Here is a 17,945-nt window from a genome sequence, read left to right on the forward strand (position 1 = left end):
TTTCCTCGCGACGACTTAGTCGATAAATTCTCTGGAGACTGCTAGCTGATCTTTAGAAAACGCAACAGACGATTGTCACAGTAGCTTTGTGTATCCAACACCAGGCGCTCCTGCATGAGTTGTAACTGGTGGGTGAAAAACATAATGACGATACTGATGACCAGGGCAATAAAAGTGGAATTAAAGGCTACGCCCAAACTCACCGTCACCCCGGCTATATCCCCTTCTACCGCTCGATGTGCCTGGGATAGCGCCTCGCCGATACCGCGTACCGTGCCAATAAAACCGATAGAGGGGATGGCCCAAGTAATATAGCGGACCATTGCCAGTTCAGAATCCAGCCTGTCCCCCTCAGTTTCACAGACCTCTTTAACTGAGTTGGAAACGGCGGCCACATTTTTAGTGGAGCCGAATCGCTGTAGAGCCGTAAGCAGTGCCCTAGGCACTAAATATCGTCGCTCTTCCTCCGGCAGTGCCTGAATGGGGCGGGATAGATCGCGGGTGTCTTCCGGCAGTATCGGTGTGCCTTCGCTGATATTGAGTAGCGCTTTATCCAGCAATTTGCGCTCGCGAATACTTCTCTGCGCTTTCAGTCCCATAATCGCCATGGCCCACAGCATCAGAACAAAACAGGCCTCCTGCTCGTAATCGCGCATCACAATATAAATAGAGCGCTGCTGCACATAGGTTTCGCCGGCGGCCTCCCGCGCTAGCTGCTCCTCGATCAGCGCATCCGCGTTGGGGCGGATAATTGCCACATAAATGGCGTGGACCAGAATAATAGACCCCAGCAGAGCGAAGACTTGGAAGACAAAATCCGATGATTTAAATTTCATGGCGATACTCTTGAGAAGCGCTCTCTATATGTCCACAGGGAAGGAAACTGATAAGTCCTCAGAAATTTCTTCGGAGGCCTTATAGTCATCTGAATTACTTTTACGCGGGGCTTTTACCGCCTCTTTCTGTGGGGTGATTGCAGCGGTTTGCTGCGTGTCGCCGCTCTGCTCTTTCTCTTGTGCAGATACGGGAGTGACCCAAACAAGGAAGAAACTCAGCCATAAAAATTTCATCGTAGTCACCTAGTTCACCCAGCGGGCCAGCCGAAAGCCGATATCATTGCGAGCGGATTCACCGTAATCCCGGTAGGACAGCCGCAGTTCGGTGAGCCCCGAGTGGCGCCAACTGGAACCGCGAATAACATGGAAATCTCCATCCTGTGGGCCCAGCGGATTCTCTTCGACGCGGCTGGATAGGCCCGTTCCTATTGTGTATAGATCGTGAATCCACTCGGAGACATTGCCACCCAAGTCATAGAGACCCAGTGTATTGGGTGTGTAGCTGGCAACGGGTGCGGTGGCGGCGTAGCGATCGCTATAGGTGCGCAGGACAGCAGCGATGAGTTTTGTCGCCGTGGTATCGGCGTAATTTCCCGAATTGCTGGCGATGGGCAGCTCATCACCCCAGGGGAATTTTTTCATACTGCCCTGGTCGTAGCGGGCCGCCCAGGCCCACTCGGCTTCAGTGGGCAGGCGGTAGCCATTGGCTGCGCCATCAAAGCCAATAACGCGCCCGGCCTCAGTCAGATAGACCGGCGTAAGACCATCCTTTTCACTGAGCCAGTTGCAGAAGAGTACCGCCTCTGCCCAACTGATATTCACTACGGGCAGATTGTCATTGTCCAGGCTGACACCACTGACATGACTGGAACTGTGCAAGTGCTTAAAGCGCCGGTATTCCCGATTGGTGACCTCGGTTGTCCCTATGTAAAAAGGCCGGTTGAGAGCTACTTGACGCAGAACCTCATTTGCCCGTCGGCCCTGTTCGCGACGGGATGAGCCCATGGTAAATACGGCGTTGGGGCGCATCAGTTTCATGGTGCCACCGGCCGCGTGGCGAAGCGTTGTGGGAATATTTTTCCAGCGGGCCTGCTCGGAAGTCAGCAGTACCGCCCTGACAGTTTGCTCCAGTTTGTTGCTGGGAATGACCCGGGTATCAAAGGCCTGATAGCCCTGTTTGCGCACGACAATATTGTGGCTGCGAGTGGGCAGGTTAAAGGTTTGCCCGCTGCGCCCGGCGTAGCTGCCGTCGATATAGACCTCTGCATCCGATGGCACACTGGTGACATACACCTTGCCGTAAACGGCGTTGAGGTTGATGTTCAGATCGCGCTGGGTGCCGGCGCTGAGGTCGATGGTGTGTTCAATAGAGGCATAGCCATCTTTAAAGAAGCGGAGCTTATGCCGGTGGCCGGAAGCCAGTTCAAGTTCCAGAGGCGTGTGCCCGCGAAACTCCCCATTGACCGTAACTCCAGCTCCCTGAGGTGTGGTAACGACACGTAAAACCCCGTCGGCAGGTCCCAGACTGACCGTGGCCAGGGTTTGATCGACACCGGCTGTCACCGCGATGGGGATATCGACAGTTTTATGTTCCGGCAGGGAGATGGAAACGGTTCTATCGCCCTGTATCAATTCTGTGGTGAGGGGGGTTTTGCCGAGAATCTTTCCCGCAGAAGTGACTGTGGCTCCCGAGGGGATGCTACTGATGGTGATATTGGCCCAGGCCGGTCGCAGTGTCGCCTCCAGGGTGTGGGTCTTATCGAGTCCTTCAATGTTGATTTCACGGGTGAGCGGCAGGTGCCGATCCGAGAGGATGGTTACGCGCACCGGGCCGGCCTTGATAGCTTCCACCAAGCCGTTTTTATTGGGGACTTCCCGGCCGTCAAGCAATATTTTCACCGGCACGGTAGGGCTTGTCGCTACCTGTAGATGGCCGGGGAGTTTTTCCAGCGAAATAGAGTGGCGGCTGTGCCCCTCACTTTTTACCTCGACCTCGCCACTGTGGGGTAAATAGCCCTCGGCACTGATGGTAAAGCGATAGTGGCCGGGCAGTAGCAAGTGCCCATCGCCGAGGGGGATGGCGAGCCCGCTGACCTGAATACGGGCGTCAATCGGGTTGGTATCAAAGATTAATGAGCGTGCCAGAATAAGATAGGTGAGTGCAAAAATAGTGAGTAAAAGGCAAGCGGCGACAATGATCGCCCGCTTGGAAAAGAAGAGGCGGGCGCGGGTCGACTTTATTTGTACAGGGGTAAAGCCAATCGGCTCAATTGGGCTTTGCGCTTGGATTGGCGGCTTTTCATCCTGGACAGGCGCGACTTCCTTCACTGTCATTTATGTTTCCCTATTGCTAGTACTTATAGATTTTTCGCAATGACATTGGTTCTGGCACTTTTAGCTTTTGCGCGTTAGCGGCCAGAGCAAAGGCGGGTACACAATTTCCTCATTGCAGAAAGCTTAGCTTGCTGGCGCAATCTACCTGGGGATTTAGCGGATGTTTGTCGCAGAACACCTCGTTTCGCTCAGCTCAACGAGGTGTCTGTTGTCATCCGCAGATCATAGCGAAAATCTTATTTTTAGAGTTTGAGCTGCGGTTCGGGTTCTCCCATTTAAGTATTATTGGCGCTATTTATTTTTTCTGCACATTGGATAAAAACTTCTGTGGTGGGTTTGCCCGGTTTGACAATAAATTCCTGGCGCACATCCCGATAACCCTCTCGCGTACCTATGGCGATATATCGCCCGGGCTTCAGTGCAATTTCCCGCTGATCAAAATGACCCAATTTCCCCACATGGTATATGGTGACGCTGGTACTTCGATCCGATGTGAATTTAACTGGCAGTGGAATAAGTGCTTGGGTGAGGGCGTTTTCCAGATCTTCAATTTGCTGTTGCAATCTGGGGGCCTGGGTGTTGAGCTTGCGGGCGTCTGTCAGTACTTGGCGGGCAAAATAATTTCTCTGGCCTTCGCCAAGGGTCAGGGGGTCTTGGATTAACGCCTGTAGTTGATCGTCCAGTTTGGCTCTGGCCGCTGCTCTCGCCTTGCCGGTTATCGCCGCCACCAGGGTGGAATCTTTTTTGACAAGATCCGAATAGCTCTTGAGGGCGCTGTGCCAGTTCTCCTTGGTCTCTTGGCTGCGCGCTTGCTGGAGGAGGTTTTCTATTTTTACTTTATTGGCTTCATTGCGCGCTTGGGTCAGGCCAATATCCGGGGCTTTGGCTGTGGGTTTTAAATTCTTTGCCCGGCGAAAATAAATTTTTGCAGATTCAAACTGTCCCCCGGCAATGGCACTATAACCCGATGACATGGCAGTTTGATAATTCCTTTCGGTAATTGCACTTTCAACCTTGGTCAATAAATCCTGTGCTGCAGTTGTCTCCGAATCGACGGCGAGGGATTTTTTGAGCTGTTCGCGGGCAAAATCCAATTCGGCTTGCGCAAACGCTTTTGTTCCCTGAGTAAAGTGCCACCAGGAGAGCGGCAGTTTGTCTGCCCGCTCGAGGCCTTTTAGACCTCTGGGGTGATTGTCTGAGATGGTCAATACCAGCCGGAAGGCATCACTGGCAGAGTCTCTATCCCCCTGGCTCAGGGCTCGATTGCCCTCCTCGATATGGCGCTCTATGCGCGCGGGAATGCTATCTCTCAAGTGCTCTAGCGCTTGCAGTGATTCCCGGTATTTTTCCAGAGCGGCGATAAAATTACGCTTTCGATAGATTCCATCGGCCTGAAATGCCAGACTCTCGGCAGCGCTGAACTCTGCAACAGCCCACAGCTCTACTTTTCTATCCTTGAGCTCTTCTTTAATTTCCAGGATTTCCTGGAGAACGTTTTGCACTTCCCGGCGCTGCTGCATGATCTCTGCATCGGTATAGGGGGATACCTGGGGCGGCTCCTCAGCAGGGGCGCTACTCGGCGCAGTCGAGACCACCTTGTCGGCGGAGCGCTTGGGGGCTTCTACGATCTGGGGAAGTCCCCAAAATACCCCCACCAAGGCACTTAACATGATCACAGCAAGAAAGGCCGGCCAGTAGGATTTGCGCTCATCCCGCTGAACTGAGCTGGCGTTGGCTTTATTTGCAGATTTAGAGCCTTCCTCTCCGCCGAAAGTAAATTCTGCGGGCTCTATATGAACTGTATCTTCCTTGGAATTATTGCAGTGCTGCATAGTAATTCCGCCGTGTTATTCAATGATTCCAGTGAAGCGTTTTGGGTTTATGTCAGAACTAATCACAGTGATTAGGGGATTTGGGTCGCTACCTCTAGGGTAATTTAAATACTATTGCTGATGGCACCGGTCTCGGTTTCATAGAGTTCTTTCAAAATCTCGCGCCACTGCCGGTACTGATTTTCAACGGTGCCTGTTAGAGTGATTGTGCGGTCCTCCAATTCAACAATTTGGGGCTCTACCTCTGCCTCCATGGAGTCCCCCAACTCCTGTAAGGCTTCCAGATGCATTTTCGCATCTGACTTTCGGTCAAATGCACTCTTAATAAGATAGCCTCCGCCACCGATACCAACCTGGCCTGCGGCCCTGGCGCTTCCCGAACCGGCGCCGGCTGCGGCAATACCCCCGATAATGGCGGCGGCTCCCATAATGGAGTGGTTGCGCGCTTTGCGTTGTAACTCGCGCATTTCCCGCACTTCTTCATAACTGCGAGCGCGCCACTCCTGGTAGGGTACCTCCATACTTTTGGCGAAAGTGCCGTAGTACTCCTGTAGGGTGTCGACAAACAGGTAATCCCTCTCCCGTATTTTTCTCACCCTCTGCAACATGGGGTCATTTTCAGCGGGCAGGGCGCTGAGAAAATAAACTCCTTCGCTACTTTGATTTAAGTAGCGGTTAAATGCCTGTGGGGAAAAATCCCGTGCAAAACGCATTTCAGAAATGGTGCGCAGTTCGGCAATCTGTCGATTTGAGAGCTGTTGTCGATAACTCAACATATCGTTGGCGATACGGTTGTAGATCCCCTGAAAGGCATCCCCCTCTGTCGGGTGTTTGCGGTCGTAGGCGTAGTGGGAAGCGTTTTCTGAATACTGTTTGGTAAACCACAATTGCCCACGGGAATCGAATACGCTGATTTCCACCGTGAGCTTTTCCCCGTCGGATTGCAGGATTCGCCCGGATACGGTGACATCGATATTGGTGCGCTCCGATGGAATTACCCTGACGGCGCCCCAGCCCAGACTGGATTGCAGCGAATCTGCCAGGGTGACAGCCATATAGCGGGATTCAGCCTGGCGGAGCTCTGGAAAAATAAGCTCATCTTCATCGGCTTGGGCTGTGTCGAGTCCGGGATCGAATTGGATGATCCCGACGTCCAGCAGTCTCTCTTCCGGGACGCTGTTATCTTCGAGAGTCAGGGGGGTAAATGCGGTGGTTCTGACTTCCGTCGAGGTACAACCGTTGAGGACAACAAGGGTCAGAAAAAATGCGATGCCTCTCAATATCAACTGATCCTTTAGAGCGCGAGCGCTTTGGTTGGTCAACATATTGGCGTTCTCCAAGGCTACTGCGTTGCACTTTTATACTTGCGGTACTCTTCCCAAAGCTTCTCGCGCAATTCGGGATCGGTCTCGCGCGTAGCGGCCTCGCGAATCTGTCGGGCTACGACGTCATCATCGGTGCCGCTGGGTATATCGGCGGGGACAACCACTTGAGAGCTGCTGTGGTCAAAATCCCCTTTGCGGCCAGAGGCGGGCAGGCCGGGACCGGTAATCTGGCCGCTGGAATTATTATTTTGCGGCCCGTTGCCGGATGCCGGTTCGGCGCCGGGTGGCGCTGGAATTTCGGCTTCTGCGGATTGAATCAGGTCTTCCAGGGATTCTCCCGCAGGGGGAGCTTCGTCCATGGCCTCCTCTTCAGCGGCGGCACCAGCGGCCCCGGGTCTGTTGCGGACAAAGTCCCGCTCCCGCAAAATCATGCCGTCATAGCTGACCATGGTGGATTCAAATTGGCCCTCTAATTCGGCAACACGCTCTGCCGAGGAGGCGGGGGCTTCGTTGGGGGCGCTGCCGGAGCGGGGCGACCCGCCGCCGGGTTGTCCCGAGGCCGAGCTACTGGCGGGAGCACCGCCAGCTGCGGCACTACTGCTGGAAGCCGAACTGCTGGAGGAGGCACTGGCAGCGGATGAGGAGGATTGCTCCTCCTCGGAGAAATCAATCTCTTCGGGAGGCGTGCCATCTTCACCAGATGAGGGGTCCGAGGGCGCCTCCCGGTTCTGTTGGTTTTGTTCGGGGTCGGTATAGATGGGGGATGAGGGCTCACTGGCGCCGTTGGCCTCTGGCACTTGATCACCCGGCGAACTCTGATCCCTCGACTCTGCGCCACTGGCCCCACTACTGGAGGACTGGCTCTGCTCTGAGCGCGCGCTTGGCATATTTGCACTGGGCTGGCTGGAGGAGCTACTGCTGGGCTGGCCACCGCTCGAGGCCGTGGACTGGCTCGAGGATTGCGATGCGGAACTCGAGGATGAGCTCGATGACGAACTTGACGATGATGAGCTTGACGATGGCGGTGATGGCATCGCCTGTGGCTGCGACTGGGTTTGCTGGCTCTTGCATCCACCGGTTAAGAGCGCCGCCAAAGCAATCGGTAACAGGGCTTTTGACAAACAGCTGTGGCGGTGAATATTTTCTACCGCTGCTCGAGGTGTCATCTCTTTCTCTCCTAGACTGTTTGCCGGTGTGGCCGGGTTTCTGTGGGAATTTTGCAACCCGGCGGGCCTTTTTCCGGCATGAGCAAATGCCTGATATGGAACCTTAAAAATAGTTGTTATTTGAATCTTTGTGTAGGTTCCACAGCGAGCTTGTATCTGCTGTGATAATTTCTCAGTCGAAGATAAAGCGCTGTACAATTCCGCGAGTTTCCACCGCCTCACCCTCTTCAAAGCGCGGCCTGAATTTGGCGCGTTTTAGAATGCTTCTGACTTTTGTGCGGATTTTTACTTTGTCGGAGGGATAGGCCCTGAGTATTTGTATATTTCTGACTTTGCCAAAAGCGGTGACATCATATGAGACGGTGACGCGGGAATTGGCCAGAGCTTTGCTGTCGGATTCCAGCACCGGGAGTGCGGGCAGAGCCACTGGTTTTCCAAAGATGTCCTCTATCTCATCGTTAGAGGCGCCGTTATCCCAAAGTGCTTTATAGGCTTCGCCATAGGTTTGGCGGGCAGAATGCCATTTGTTAAACATCATATACCAGTCGCCGAGTTCAACTTTGGCCTTTGCTGAGGCCGCCGGTGGGGACTGGGGGTTGCGCTGGTACACATCGACGATGCGGGTAATGGCTTTTTTGCCCGAGTGAAAACTTTTCATCCGGTAGTGATCCAACTTGCTCTGCTGCTGTGAGCTGTGGCTGCTACCACCGCCAAAATTGGCGTTGATCATAACCGGTGCGCTGGGTTCGCCTTTGTAGGTGGCGAGATAATAATTGGTGGCTTTTAATCCGCGCAAGGCATCCACAAGGCGCAAGTCAGCGGAACCAAAATTCTTGGTGATAATGTCCACCGCCAAACTGTAGAGTTTGGTGGCACTGATAAGGTGTTCGAATAAAGTGTCCCCTTTTTCCTCCACATAGGCGCGTAGATGCCAGCGGCTCAAACTGTTAATAACCGGCAGCATGCGGGGGTCTTTTTCCCCATAATTTCTCTGGTACAGCCAGTAGAGGTACTGCTGATTATCGTTGGCTTCCTCCCATTGGTTGAGCGCTATTTGGCTTTCGATTAAGCGCTTGATCATGGGAATTTGGTTGAGAGAATAGAGCCCCTCATTTACTCGGTTAATGAGCATGGCGCGACGAAATTCACTGATGGCCTGTTCGTGCGCACCAGCTTTTTGCAAAGCGGTCGCCAGCCCCAACAGCTGCTCGTCAATACCGGCGCCATAGGCGCCGTGTTGGGCCTCGAGTTCTTCGATGCGCTCACGGTAATTCTCTGCCGCTTCAGAGGGGCGCAGCTGTCGCGGGGTTTTCTTTAATGGTTTGGAGGCGGCTTCAATAAAGGCCTGGGGGGGAGCGTTGGATTGGTCTGCCAAAGGTGTGGCATCTTCGGCAAAAGCGCCGTTACACAGCAGAGCTGTGGCTGTAAACATCAAGCCGATAGCAAAGGAATTGCTGGTATCTGTCTGCATCACGATTGAACCACTTCCGTTTCATATTTGGCTTTACCCAAAATCAAACAGCTGTGGCGGGGCCGGCACCTGTCAGCTTCTGGGTCTCATTTCCGCTCGCCCACTGCACCAGTGAATACGGCGGAACTTCTCTCCTGAATGTGGTTCTCTCGCCCCCGGGGGCATTGAGGGGGTGCCTCAAGCTCACAGTGACGGCGCGACTGGATGCTTATGGGTGCGTGCCTGGCCGCGTATTAGTCAGTATAGCTAGCGCTATGTGCGAATAAGGAAACGACGGCGGAAACTTCAGCACCTAATGCTCGTTGCGCCAGCATGCCTGTGACCACTCTTTTGGTTTAGCAGGTGGGAGTGGAAAGTAGGCTCGGCGCTCTGCAAGGAGATGCCAAAAATTTATCGACTAGGTTTGATGGGGCGACCTGGCGGGAACTTGCGGCAGTTATCCGGTCGATGGGCGTGTCATCTTGAGAGGGAATCTGTGAGAGAATCTAGATTCTTATCCTAACAAATACGCTGAACCTGGGTGTAGATTACTGCTCCAGCATTATCAAGGGTTGATCTATTTGGATTACAGCGTAACAAGCGCCATAATCAGCGGATTCGAATTCAGAGGAGAGTTCAGTGAGTATCTATATCGATCCTGAGATCGCGGTCAGCCTCCGGGGTTATGAAGTGCCCGAAAAGCTGGGCTTTGGAACCGCCATGGCACCAGTAATGTTCCGCGCCATATGGCAGGATGGTTGCTGGAGCAGTGGGGAGTTGATTCCCTATGCGCCTCTGACTGTCGACCCTGCGGCTAAGGTGCTTCACTACGCCCAGACGTGTTTTGAGGGCCTGAAGGCCTATCGCACGGCCGAGGGGGGAGCGGCACTGTTTCGACCGGAAATGAATGCCGCGCGTATGGCCTATTCTGCCAAGCGCCTGTGCATGCCCCCGGTGCCGGAATCCCTGTTTCTGGACGGTGTGCGTATTGTCACTGCTTACTGTGCCGGTTTGATCCCCAACAACAGTGGCGAATCCCTCTACCTGCGCCCCTTCTTAATGGGCACCCAGGCGGATCTGGCGGTTTCGGCCAGTAATGCCTACGAGTTTTATGTTATAGCCAGCCCTTCTGAAGCCTACCACTCCGGTAATATGCGCTTGTGGGTTGAGCGCGAAGATGCCAGGGCCGCAGTGGGGGGCACCGGGGATGCCAAAGTGGGGGGAAATTATGCCAGCTCTCTACTTAGCATCGGCCGCCTGAAAGAGCGTGGTTATGACCAGTCGCTCTGGTTGAGTCCCTCAAACCGGCAGAGTATCGATGAACTCTCCGGTATGAACTTTTTTGCGGTGATCGACGGTACCTTATATACCCCGGGGTTGAATGGCTCAATTCTCGAAGGCATTACCCGCTACTCTCTGATTCAGCTTGCAGAGAGCCTGGGTTACAAGGTGGTCGAGCGCGCTATCCCTATCGATGAGCTGTTGCAGCAAATAGCCTGTGGGGACTGTAGTGAGGCGTTTGCCTGCGGTACCGCTGCAATAATCAGCCCGATCAGTACGATTGGCGATGGCGACAAGGAGTACGCACTCGCCCATGCGCCCGGTCCTGTTGCTGAGCGTTTGCGCCAAGCGCTGCTGGATATTCAAGAGGGGCGCAGTGAGGATATTTACGGCTGGATGCACGGGGTTGAACCCGTCGCTTAAGTTGTGAAGTTTCTCCCCGGGCAGTCTCTGTGATTGCCCGGGTCTAAACGCTGTTTTTCCCGCCGCAAATTTTATTTTATCCCCCTCTTTATATCTTCCCGGGTTCTTTTGTAGCAGTGCTCCGCTGCCGCCTGTTTCCAAGTGAAACGCCGGTGTAAATATTCCCGCCAATTTAATTGTATTTGTTGACTTGAGCGACCTTAACACCTACAAGTGAGGGGGTTAAATAAAAAATAAATTGGAGCTTGAGAGTGGCCTTATTGTGGTACACCTCATTTTGACCAGCAGTTCCAAGATCAAATTGAGCTAACAGGTCTCGCTTACAGTTCCTCGCACAGTTGAGGATACCGAGATGTTGACCCATATGTTTGGCCTTATGCTGCAACCACGTAAACAGTGGCAGCTTATTGGCAATCTCTCCGAGCGCAGTCTGCGCAGACAGGTCCCCTATGTCATTGTTTTGGCGCTGCTGCCAGCCGCTGCCTGGTATTTTGGTACGACACAGGTTGGCTGGACGATTGGCAGCGGCGACCCGGTGAGAATTACCGGGCAAAGTGCCCTGGAGTTGGTGGCCGTATTTTATTGCACAATGGTTTTGAGCGTGACTGCTATCGGCTATTTTATTCACTGGATGGCAAAAACTTACGGTGCCGAAACTCATCCGATTAAAGGTGTTGTTGTAGCGGGCTTTACCGCCACGCCTATCTTTATTGTGGGGGTTGCGGGGATTTACCCCTTGTTGTGGTTGGATATACTGCTTGCAACCCTCGCGGTTGCCTATGCGGTCTACCTGCTTTATTTGGGAATTCCCATTGTGATGGGGGTTTCTGAGGAGCGCGGCTTCCTTTTTGCCAGTGCAATTATTACGGTGTCACTCGTCATGGCCGTCATTGTGATGGTTGCTACAGTGCTATTCTGGAGCTATGTATCCGCACCGGTCTTTTATTCCTCCTAAATAGCGGGGCTTGTAGTGGCTGCTAGAAAAATGCCGCTTCAGCCCAGGTAATTAGCCGGATGTTGCGGTGGGATACCCTCTGTCAAAGTCGAGCCCATAAAGAGCGCCTCTCTTTATGGGCTCGGCAAAGTCCCCATCATCCTGGCTGTAACAACCATGCGTAAAGTGAATGATCGCCTCTGCGGATTTCTCGATGAATACAACCGCTCGATGAAGGAGCTTTACTCAAAGGGTTTTGAGTTCAATCCCATCAATGTGCGCGAATCAACGGAAAAAATACTCGCCAAGTATGTAACGGATATTCCGCAAGTGGCGTCTGTGCACGACGGCATGGTGTATAGCAGTAGTTACGATGTGCCGGTGAGAGTCTTTGTCCCCTATCCCGATGAGGTATTACCGGTTCTGGTCTATTTCCATGGCGGTGGCCATGTCGTTGGCAATGTTTATTCCTTTGATCCTATCTGCCGGAAAATAGCCCGTGAGACCCGCCATATTGTTGTCGCCCCCGAATACCGCTTGGCCCCTGAAAACCGCTATCCCAGTGCGGTAACCGATTGCTATGCAACGATCATTGGTGTTTGGAAGACACTGGATCGACTGGGGCTATATTATCAGCCGAGTTTATCGGTGGCGGGAGATTCCGCCGGCGGGGCATTGGCCGCCACCATGTCTCATTTGGCGCAATTTGATTACAGTGTAAATATCAAAAAACAAATTTTGATCTACCCGGTTCTCGATTACACCATGCACTTAAGGTCCCATGAAGAGAATGCGGTGGGCTATTTTCTTGAGGCGCGAAAATCGACTTGGTATTTGGGGCAGTATTTTACCGAGGCGCAGTGCAGAAAAACCGCGTCTCCTCTATTTATGGATTTTACGGCGGCGCTGCCTGAAACTTTGGTATTTACTGTGGAGTTTTGTCCGCACCGGGATACCGGGGGGATTTACTATCGCAAAGTGGAAGAGGTTGGGGTGAGGTCGGAAAACATTCACTTTGACGATATGATTCATCCATTCCTTATTTTTGAAGACTTGGTGAAGAAGGAGTGTGCGCAGGTGTATTCCAGTATGAATCGTTTTTTAAGTGACTAGAACACTTTTGAAGAACTCCTTAATAGCGCTGTGGGCCTTTCACCGGTCCGCTAACAGTCAAACTCTGGCACGTGCGGCAGCCCGCTACCAGAGTTTGACTGTTAGAATTAAATCTTCATGAACATTCTATTTATTTCAGGAGCGCATGAGGCTTCTGAAGGGGAGCCAATATTAATGCGAATTTCTTTATTTGAAACGGCTGCAGCAATAAGTGTATCAACAAGGCTATCATAGTTTGCATGAGTTAAGGGGATGTAAAACCGCTTTCCTGCATCACACAAACTATATTCAGGAAGTGCATTTGTGACAAGAACGTAGTATCCACTAGAGGCTGGATATAAGTAGTCAATACCAGTGTAACCATGCCATATTTCGTTGGAAAATGCGTTAGCAGAAATTACTAATGTTACCGCCAATAAAAATCTTGAAAAAATTTTCATGTGGAAAAATCCTTAAGTTTTATATAGCTTCAAACAACGAATTAAAAGCGGAGCATATATATCATACTTCTCTATGATCACAAACCCCGCTCGCTCTAGGTAACAAGAGAAATGCCAAAGATTAACAGTCAACTCCTAGGTGATATAACCGTACAGAAATAGATATAAATCAGCTATTCTATAATTTCATGTTCTCTTGGCTATCTTATCGAAGACGCAGGTGAAGTAATCTAAAACTCTGATCGGAAGGGCTAGGCTTACCTGTTAATGGATATGATCTGCCTTATACGCTGTTTAAATGAGTGTGTTGCCTGCTAGGTCGACACAGGAAATGGCTGTGCAAGTCAAATTTTTTAGACCCTTTTAAAAGTTTAGTGATTATTGGATAAAAGAGCTCTCACCACCCGTATCATCCATATGAATCTTAATTTCATCTGTGCTAACATTTTTAAGGCTATGATTGTATTTCGATTCAAGAGCGTATTTGTACAGCGATCTCAGGTGAACAACCCAAAAATTTTCTGCCGCTTGTGGAAGCTTAGTGTCTAAATATGCCAAAGGGCTTACCTTTTCAGTAATCTATTTAATACAGTACACTAGCTATCACTATTTTTTTCTGTGACTGAGTATTGGTAGGATAGGGTATAGCCGTTATCAAACTCTAATATCTCCTCCGAGTTTTTCGCTCTGTCGATGACCACTTCTGCGATCGAGGTTATGGTTTGCTTGGGCTCAGCATCGATGCAGTGTATGCTGATGGCATTGATGATCGAATCGGCGTTGATCACCCGGTGCTCAATAACCTGGATCGTCAGCTGCTTATCGTCCTGATAGAGTTTAAAACCCGGCCCCTCAATTAATGACACCTCGTACTTTGTCGCTCCCCAAGCGCCTTTACACTTTATCGCCTGAAATTTATTCGATGCCATCTTGATATAAATAGGTTGGTTTTTTGGCGGCAGTGCACGGTTACTGAGAACTTGTTCACTATAAAGATTTGAACCATTGCGTGCAGAAATCTGTATGGCTATGGTTTCTGCGGCAGTGGTGGGGATATGCAGCGCATATATCAGGAAATACAACAGGTAATACTTTTTAATTAAAGCAATGTCCATTTTATTTCATTAGATTATTGATATTGCCCGTCGGCGCCAGTCAAATTGCCCATAAGAGCAATCTGCTGTAATCATAGTAGTGCCTTGAAGCTGGGATGTTGGTTGGATAGTATCAAAATGTGTTTTTAGTCCGGTTTTTGCCTCAAAACTGGCACAGAAGTACCATTTTAAGGTTGGGTAGCTTTATTAACAATAAATTATATAAAAGGTATAGCTATGAAGGTTTTAGCTTATATAGGGGTGTTTCTGTTTGTTGGCGTTTTTCTGGGTTGTGCCGAGCGGTCTGAATCGGGGGTGGAAAATGGCCTGAGTGGTGTGGATTTCCAGAAGCAACTGCTGAAAAAGATGATATCTGCGCAGGCCGGGGATGTTATCGATATTCCCGCAGGAAAATTTCCCATTAACCGCAGCTTGTCCCTGAATGTCGATGGGGTAACGCTGCGCGGGGCGGGGATGGATAAAACGATTCTCTCCTTTAAGGGACAAATTCAGGGGGCTGAAGGGATCTTGGTGAATGCCAGTGATTTCACTATTGAGAATTTGGCGATTGAAGATACGCTGGGGGACGCCTTAAAAGTTAACGAGGGCGAGAACATCGTGATCAGGGATGTGCGGGTCGAGTGGACCAACGGCCCGTCCACCCGCAATGGTGCCTACGGTATTTATCCGGTGCAGACTAAAAACACCTTGATTGATGGCGTTGTGGCTATTGGCGCCTCAGATGCCGGTATTTATGTCGGACAATCGCAGAATGTTATTGTGCGCAATAGTCGTGCGGAATTTAATGTGGCGGGTATCGAGGTGGAAAATACCATCGCTGCGGATGTGTACAATAATGTTGCGGTCAATAATACGGGGGGAATACTTGTTTTTAATATGCCCAACCTTCCACAGCCGGGGCATAGCACTCGTATCTATCACAATACGATAAAGAATAACAATACGGCTAATTTTGCCCACAAAGGTACGGCGGTTGCCGCCGTGCCCGCAGGTTCGGGAGTGGTTGTCAATTCAAATGACCGTGTGGAAATTTTTAAAAATAACATCGCCGACAACAATACCGCCAATATTTTAATTAGCAGTTATTTTACCGCTGGCTATTATAGTGATAAATCTACACAGGTAGATTTTGATCCCTATCCCGAGGGAATTTACATCTATGCCAATAATTTTTCCGGTGGTGGCACTGCGCCGGATCACTTCCAGTTGAAGACTTTGAAGCTGGCCCGGTTTGGCGTATCGGGGGCTCTACCGGACATTCTTTGGGATGGCGCTGTCGACCCGGAAAAATTGCTTGACGGTCATCTGGCGGATGAATTGAAACTGTGTATTGATAATGGTTCGGCCGGTATTCTCAATGTCGATGCGCTCAATAACTATAAGAATATCAGTACAGATATAGCACCCCATCGCTGTCACTTGAGTAAGCTCGCCAAGGTGGTTTTGGAGTTCGACACCGAACGGGCGTCTGATACCCATTTAGCGGTATTAGAGGCTGCCAATGAAGAGTAGTGCACAGCGGTGGCAAACTCCGCGAGTTTTAACCACACTGGGCCTTGTATTGCTGCTCGGCCTGTCCGGGTGTGACCTGTTGCGCAGTGATGCGCATTTATTCCCCGCAGAGAGTATTCCTGAGCAACTAAGCGCGTGGAAGTTGTTGAAACTGGAAAAGGACACGCTCTTTCCCACAGCAAGGGCAGTGCCCTACGATTTGAATACCGGCTTATTTACTGACTACGCACATAAATTCAGAACAGTTTGGCTACCTGAGGGAAGCGCTGCTCTTTATGGGGTGGAGCAATTTGATTACCCTGTGGGCACTATTCTAACGAAGACCTTTTACTACCCGCAGGATAGCAGCGGTGCGCTGCAACGCACCGGTGACTTCTCCGGGGACTATGTCGAGGGGCGTTTCGGTGAGGTTCTCGATCTAAAACGCGTTCGCCTGGTAGAAACCCGTCTTTTAATCCGCAGACAAGACAATTGGCAGGCGCTGCCCTATGTGTGGAACGATGCGCAGACGGAGGCAACCCTTGAGATTGCTGGCGATGTGCAGCGTTTCAAATTGGTCAGCGGGGATGGGCGCAGCGAAGAGCTGACCTATGTGGTGCCCGATGCCAACCAGTGTGCGGGTTGCCATGCGGAAAAGTTTACCCAGAGAGTGATCTCTCCGCTGGGGCCCAAGGCGCGCCATCTGAATAGGGATTACCCCTATCCCGGTGGGGCAGAAAATCAGCTGCTATTTTGGCAAAAAATAGGATTTTTACGCGGTGTGCCAGCACTGGAGCGCCTGCCGCGAAATGCCAGTATCGATGATTTAACGGTGCCGCTGGAGGATCGCGCCAGAGCGTATTTGGATATTAACTGCGGTCACTGCCACAACCCCAGCGGACCGGCAGATACTTCCGGGTTGATGCTACATCGCGGGGAGAGCGACTGGCGCAAGCTGGGACTGTGCAAGCCGCCGATCGCCGCAGGTACGGGTAGTGGCGGGCACTTATTCGCCATAGTACCGGGAGAGCCTGAAAACTCGATCCTGAACTTTCGTGTGGCGTCCACTGCGCCGGGAGCGATGATGCCGGAATTGGGGAGAAGTCTTGTGCATAAGGAGGGCGTGGAACTGCTGAGGCAGTGGGTGAGTTCTCTATCGGGGAGCTGTATTTAATTAAGCACTGGGAAAATAAAGCGGCGCTTGCCGGGAGGAGAAGTTGGGTATGGAGGGGACAACTCCATACCCGTTTCCTGGAGACGGAAAATTCTGTAGCAATCAGCCGTATGCTGCGGTTTCAGCCACTGCGTTTGCAGTTGCGGCTGGAATCAATCCGTTGACCATCAGGGTGACAGTGCGTTCCAGTAGCGGTGAGTCCAGAGTAATGGCACCGCTCAAAATTTCATACTCAAGGTTCAGAATCGTACCGTGGGCAATTTGCGCAGCGGCTTCAGAATCAGACAGACCCAGCAGCTGGAAGAATTCCTTAATCAGGGATTCTCTAGCGTGATTGGCCATCCGCACCGCGCGGGTTAATTGCTCATTGCGCAGCGCTTCATTGCGGAATGCCAGCTCAACCAATCTGCGATCGCGATCTTCAGACTGCGTGCGAATATGAGTAAGAATAAAGTGAGTCAATTGCTGAATCAGCAGTTTACGGCTGCTGTGCGAGGCTCGTTCTTGTGCCGATAAGTTGCGTGCAGCACTAAAGCTCTCTTCCTGTAATTGACGGGTAGCTTCGAGCCCCTGTTCAACGAAATAAGTAAATGAATCGCTGATCAGGTCATTTAGATCTTTGAAATAATAAGTGGTCGCGGCGAGAGGAACGTTAGCTTCGCGGGCTACGGCACGGTGCCGGATTCCGCGGATACCTTCTTTAACGATCAGTCTCAGAGTGGCCTCTAGAATCGCCTTGCGTCGCAAACGGCTATCTGCGCGTTGGGCTCGGCGGCCGTGGTAGACCAGTTCAGACTTTCCGGTGTCTACAGTCATAGCGTTATCCCTATCTTATTGCATTGGCACCGATAGCAAGGTGAAGCTGTTCGGCCGTGCCATTCTAGCGAAACAGAATTAAAAAAAGGGAATAACGCTATTACATTTGATTACACGAAAATTACACCGGTATAGCGTAATTAGGTTAAATAGCCGGGTTTAATGGCTGACGGATATCACTCTAAAAACGTAAAAAGTGAAAAATTAACAGGAAA

Annotated in this window: 16 protein-coding genes; 6 read left to right on the forward strand and 10 right to left on the reverse strand. The window is 51.3% G+C overall.

Features of this window, described 5'->3' with window-relative positions; all coding sequences use genetic code 11:
- Positions 1–41 precede the first annotated feature (41 nt).
- From ACJJIK_RS18275 to ACJJIK_RS18300, 6 genes are all read right to left on the reverse strand, one after another.
- Positions 42–836, reverse strand: a complete 795-nt coding sequence (locus tag ACJJIK_RS18275) for a MotA/TolQ/ExbB proton channel family protein (RefSeq protein WP_282934287.1) — start codon at positions 834–836, stop codon at positions 42–44.
- A gap of 24 nt (positions 837–860) precedes the next feature.
- Positions 861–1,070 (reverse strand): hypothetical protein, encoded by a 210-nt coding sequence (locus tag ACJJIK_RS18280; RefSeq protein WP_444943496.1) that lies wholly within the window; start codon positions 1,068–1,070, stop codon positions 861–863.
- Positions 1,071–1,079: 9 nt separating this feature from the next.
- A complete protein-coding gene (locus ACJJIK_RS18285; RefSeq protein ID WP_444943497.1) occupies positions 1,080–3,170 on the reverse strand; it encodes an SUMF1/EgtB/PvdO family nonheme iron enzyme in 2,091 nt (696 codons plus the stop codon).
- Between the two features lie 275 nt (positions 3,171–3,445).
- Complete coding sequence (locus ACJJIK_RS18290; protein WP_444929669.1) at positions 3,446–5,002, reverse strand: hypothetical protein; 1,557 nt, start codon at positions 5,000–5,002, stop codon at positions 3,446–3,448.
- A 104-nt stretch (positions 5,003–5,106) separates the two neighbouring features.
- Complete coding sequence (locus ACJJIK_RS18295; protein WP_444943498.1) at positions 5,107–6,327, reverse strand: hypothetical protein; 1,221 nt, start codon at positions 6,325–6,327, stop codon at positions 5,107–5,109.
- 17 nt (positions 6,328–6,344) lie between these two features.
- Positions 6,345–7,214 (reverse strand): hypothetical protein, encoded by an 870-nt coding sequence (locus ACJJIK_RS18300; RefSeq protein WP_444943499.1) that lies wholly within the window; start codon positions 7,212–7,214, stop codon positions 6,345–6,347.
- Positions 7,215–7,269: 55 nt separating this feature from the next.
- On the opposite strand from ACJJIK_RS18300, the gene ACJJIK_RS18305 reads away from it, so the two are divergent.
- Entirely contained in the window at positions 7,270–7,464 is a 195-nt protein-coding gene (locus ACJJIK_RS18305; RefSeq protein WP_444943500.1) for a hypothetical protein, read from the forward strand.
- A gap of 201 nt (positions 7,465–7,665) precedes the next feature.
- Here ACJJIK_RS18305 and ACJJIK_RS18310 read toward each other — a convergent pair whose 3' ends face one another.
- Complete coding sequence (locus ACJJIK_RS18310) at positions 7,666–8,964, reverse strand: hypothetical protein (protein ID WP_444945084.1); 1,299 nt, start codon at positions 8,962–8,964, stop codon at positions 7,666–7,668.
- 618 nt (positions 8,965–9,582) lie between these two features.
- Here ACJJIK_RS18310 and ACJJIK_RS18315 point away from each other — a divergent pair.
- The 3 genes from ACJJIK_RS18315 to ACJJIK_RS18325 all read left to right on the forward strand — a co-directional run bounded on the left by ACJJIK_RS18315 (position 9,583) and on the right by ACJJIK_RS18325 (position 12,694).
- Positions 9,583–10,647, forward strand: coding sequence for a branched-chain amino acid aminotransferase (locus ACJJIK_RS18315; protein WP_444943501.1), 1,065 nt, complete (start codon positions 9,583–9,585; stop codon positions 10,645–10,647).
- 352 nt (positions 10,648–10,999) lie between these two features.
- Positions 11,000–11,602: a Yip1 family protein gene (locus ACJJIK_RS18320; protein WP_444929674.1), complete on the forward strand. Its 603-nt coding sequence runs from the start codon at positions 11,000–11,002 to the stop codon at positions 11,600–11,602.
- A 156-nt stretch (positions 11,603–11,758) separates the two neighbouring features.
- On the forward strand, positions 11,759–12,694 hold the full coding sequence (locus ACJJIK_RS18325) for an alpha/beta hydrolase (RefSeq protein ID WP_444943502.1): 936 nt from the start codon (positions 11,759–11,761) through the stop codon (positions 12,692–12,694).
- A gap of 107 nt (positions 12,695–12,801) precedes the next feature.
- Here the strand turns inward: ACJJIK_RS18325 and ACJJIK_RS18330 are convergent, their stop codons facing one another.
- A complete protein-coding gene (locus ACJJIK_RS18330) occupies positions 12,802–13,134 on the reverse strand; it encodes a hypothetical protein (RefSeq protein WP_444943503.1) in 333 nt (110 codons plus the stop codon).
- Positions 13,135–13,730: 596 nt separating this feature from the next.
- Entirely contained in the window at positions 13,731–14,249 is a 519-nt protein-coding gene (locus ACJJIK_RS18335; protein ID WP_444943504.1) for a hypothetical protein, read from the reverse strand.
- Positions 14,250–14,465: 216 nt separating this feature from the next.
- Here ACJJIK_RS18335 and ACJJIK_RS18340 point away from each other — a divergent pair, with 216 nt between their 5' ends.
- Complete coding sequence (locus tag ACJJIK_RS18340) at positions 14,466–15,761, forward strand: parallel beta-helix domain-containing protein (RefSeq protein WP_444929677.1); 1,296 nt, start codon at positions 14,466–14,468, stop codon at positions 15,759–15,761.
- Entirely contained in the window at positions 15,751–16,914 is a 1,164-nt protein-coding gene (locus ACJJIK_RS18345; protein ID WP_444943505.1) for an SO2930 family diheme c-type cytochrome, read from the forward strand. Before ACJJIK_RS18340 ends, ACJJIK_RS18345 begins: the two co-directional genes overlap by 11 nt.
- Before the next feature lie 102 nt (positions 16,915–17,016).
- Here ACJJIK_RS18345 and ACJJIK_RS18350 read toward each other — a convergent pair whose 3' ends face one another.
- The gene (locus ACJJIK_RS18350) at positions 17,017–17,730 is read right to left on the reverse strand and encodes a TetR/AcrR family transcriptional regulator (RefSeq protein WP_444929679.1); all 714 of its coding nucleotides are present in this window, start codon (positions 17,728–17,730) and stop codon (positions 17,017–17,019) included.
- Between the last annotated feature and the right edge of the window lie 215 nt (positions 17,731–17,945).

Source organism: Microbulbifer regidiadema (SeqCode) (genome assembly GCF_052466995.1).

Coding starts and splice junctions, on each gene's coding strand:
- ACJJIK_RS18275 (WP_282934287.1), bottom strand. CDS start 836: ATGAAATTTAAATCATCGGATTTTGTCTTCCAAGTCTTCGCTCTGCTG.
- ACJJIK_RS18280 (WP_444943496.1), bottom strand. CDS start 1,070: ATGAAATTTTTATGGCTGAGTTTCTTCCTTGTTTGGGTCACTCCCGTA.
- ACJJIK_RS18285 (WP_444943497.1), bottom strand. CDS start 3,170: ATGACAGTGAAGGAAGTCGCGCCTGTCCAGGATGAAAAGCCGCCAATC.
- ACJJIK_RS18290 (WP_444929669.1), bottom strand. CDS start 5,002: ATGCAGCACTGCAATAATTCCAAGGAAGATACAGTTCATATAGAGCCC.
- ACJJIK_RS18295 (WP_444943498.1), bottom strand. CDS start 6,327: ATGTTGACCAACCAAAGCGCTCGCGCTCTAAAGGATCAGTTGATATTG.
- ACJJIK_RS18300 (WP_444943499.1), bottom strand. CDS start 7,214: ATGCCAAGCGCGCGCTCAGAGCAGAGCCAGTCCTCCAGTAGTGGGGCC.
- ACJJIK_RS18310 (WP_444945084.1), bottom strand. CDS start 8,964: ATGCAGACAGATACCAGCAATTCCTTTGCTATCGGCTTGATGTTTACA.
- ACJJIK_RS18320 (WP_444929674.1), top strand. CDS start 11,000: ATGTTGACCCATATGTTTGGCCTTATGCTGCAACCACGTAAACAGTGG.
- ACJJIK_RS18325 (WP_444943502.1), top strand. CDS start 11,759: ATGCGTAAAGTGAATGATCGCCTCTGCGGATTTCTCGATGAATACAAC.
- ACJJIK_RS18330 (WP_444943503.1), bottom strand. CDS start 13,134: ATGAAAATTTTTTCAAGATTTTTATTGGCGGTAACATTAGTAATTTCT.
- ACJJIK_RS18335 (WP_444943504.1), bottom strand. CDS start 14,249: ATGGACATTGCTTTAATTAAAAAGTATTACCTGTTGTATTTCCTGATA.
- ACJJIK_RS18340 (WP_444929677.1), top strand. CDS start 14,466: ATGAAGGTTTTAGCTTATATAGGGGTGTTTCTGTTTGTTGGCGTTTTT.
- ACJJIK_RS18345 (WP_444943505.1), top strand. CDS start 15,751: ATGAAGAGTAGTGCACAGCGGTGGCAAACTCCGCGAGTTTTAACCACA.
- ACJJIK_RS18350 (WP_444929679.1), bottom strand. CDS start 17,730: ATGACTGTAGACACCGGAAAGTCTGAACTGGTCTACCACGGCCGCCGA.